Here is a 2,421-nt window from a genome sequence, read left to right as displayed (position 1 = left end):
AAGCAAATCCGGCCGGCGTCTCTACGAGTGGGGGCAACGGCTTCCAGGGTATAGCGGCCCGTCCACCCTCGCAGGCCGTCGAGGTGCGAGTGTGGTCGACCACGCGCTGCCCGCGGAGGTTCCTTGGCCGTCCCCAGCCTGATCAATCCGTGCAACGTTCGGCTCGCGGCCTCAAGCGTCGTTCGGTCAAGGCCTCGACGGCTCGGAGGCTCAGCGCGTGACCGCGCCGTGCCTCCATGCCGTCAGCTCCCCGGGACGCGACCTCCGGGGTCAGGCGGCCATCGCCCCGTAACGCTTGTGGCCATGGACGTCGTAGCGGTCGAGCATCATGACCTTCGACCAGACGCGGATGAAGTCGCGGACGAACCGCTCTTGCCCGTCGCTGCCCGCGTAGGCGTCGGCGATCGACCGCAGTTGCGCGTTCGAGCCGAATACCAGGTCATTCCGGGAGGCCCTCCAGCGAGCCTCGCCGCTCGCCTGAACCCGACCAGTGAAGGTCATCGCGGTCTCGTCGTCCTTCGTCCAGATGAGGTCGGTGTCGGTCAGATTCACGAGGAAGTCGGTCGTCAGGGCTCCGACGTGATCCGTGAGCACACCCACGTCGGACCCGTCCCAGTTGCTGCCGAGCACGCGGAGCCCGGCGTGCAGGACGGTCCACTCCGGTGCGGTGAGAGTGAACAGGTTCGCCTTGTCGAGGAATGCCGCCTCGGGCGCGACGCCCGGAGCAAACTCTTCGAAGCGCTCGGACACGAAGTTGCGGAACCCGTCCGCAATGGGTCGCAGCCACTCGAACATCTCGATGTCGGTCAACTCCTGTGTCGTGTCGACACGGCCTGGCGTGAACGGCACGCTGGCGTCAGATCCTGCCGCCCGTGCCGCCTGCTCCACGGCGGCGCTGCCGGCGAGGACGATGAGGTCGGCGAGAGACACCTTCCGTCCGCCCGACGTCGCCGTGAAAGCCACCTGCACTTTCCGCAGCGCGTCGATGACTGGGACGGTGCGTCGGTTGACCGCCCAGTCTTTCTGCGGCGACAAGGCCAGGCGGCCACCGTTCGCCCCTCCGCGCTTGTCGCTGTCGCGGTAGGTCGAGGCGGCGGAGAACGCCGTGTAGACGAGGTCGGACATGGACAGCCCGGTCGCGAGGACGGCTTCCTTGAGCGCTGCCACGTCGGCCTCGTCGAGTGAGGATCCTGCTGCGTCCGGGAGCGGGTCCTGCCAGAGCAGGTCGTCGGCGATGGTGACCTCCGGGCCGAGGTACCGGTGCTTCGGCCCCATGTCGCGGTGCGTGAGCTTGTACCAGGCCTTCGAGAACGCGAGGGTGAACAGATCGAAGTCGGCCAGGAAACGTTCGCATATGGCCCGATACTCCGGGTCGACCTTGAGTGCGATGTCCGAGGTCATCATCATGAGCGGGTTCATCTGACCGGGTACGTGGGCGTCCGGAGTCTTCGGCGCCTCCGGGTCAGTCGGTTCCCACTGCAGCGCGCCGGCCGGGCTTTTCGTCTGCTCGTAGTCGTACGCGAACAGGTTCTCGAGGTAGGCGTTGTCCCACTGTGTCGGGTTCGGAGTCCAGCTGCCCTCGATGCCGTTGGTCGAAGTGTGCTCGGCACTGCCGGTACCCACCGGGTTGTGCCAACCGAGCCCCATCGACTCGATCGGGGCTTTCTCGGGTGATGGTCCGATGTCGGATGCGGGTACCTGGCCGTGGCTCTTACCGAACGCGTGGCCCCCGGCGATCAATGCCACCGTTTCCTCGTCGTTCATCGCCATCCGCGTGAACGTGATGCGAATGTCGCGTGCTGAGCCCAGCGGGTCGCCGTTCGAATAGGGCCCCTCAGGGTTGACGTAGATGAGCGCCTGGTGCGACGCGGCCAGGGGGCTCTGCAGGTCGTAGTCCGCGTCGCCGTTCTGACCATGCCAGCGTTCGTCGCGGCTCACCATCTCGTCAGGGCTCACGACCGCGTGCGGGTTCCAGACCTCCGGGCCCCACCAGGTGCCGTCGTCCGGTTCCCACGCATCGAGTCGTCCCCCACCGAAGCCGTACGTCGGCAGGCCCATCAACTCGAGGGAGCAGTTGCCGGTCAAGACCATCAGGTCGGCCCACGACAGAGCGTTGCCGTACTGGTGCTTGATCGGCTGTAGGAGTCGTCGTGATTTGTCGGTGTTGCCGTTGTCCCACCAGCTTCCGATTGGTGCGAACCGCTGCATCGCGGTGCCCGCTCCGCCACGGCCGTCGGCAATTCGGTACGTGCCGGCGGCATGCCACGCCATTCGGATCATCTGTGGACCGTAGTTGCCGTAGTCCGCCGGCCACCAGTCGACCGATGTGGTGAGCAGTCGCTTGATGTCCGACTTGAGGGTCGTGAAGTCGATCGTGGCGAAAGCCGCCGCGTAGTCGAAGTCCGCGCCGAGCGGGTCGGC

1 protein-coding gene is annotated in these 2,421 nt (G+C 66.4%); it reads right to left on the bottom strand.

Going from position 1 to position 2,421, the window contains the following annotated elements:
- Window positions 1–270: 270 nt before the first annotated feature.
- Window positions 271–2,421: catalase/peroxidase HPI (gene katG, locus RCH11_RS18035; protein WP_327058409.1), on the bottom strand; the 2,151-nt coding region annotated here is incomplete at its 5' end.

Source organism: Glaciihabitans sp. GrIS 2.15 (genome assembly GCF_035984695.1).
Classification (GTDB): Bacteria; Actinomycetota; Actinomycetes; order Actinomycetales; family Microbacteriaceae; genus Lacisediminihabitans.
Note: the sequence above shows the minus strand (reverse complement) of the source record. Positions and strands in the feature narration are given on the sequence as shown.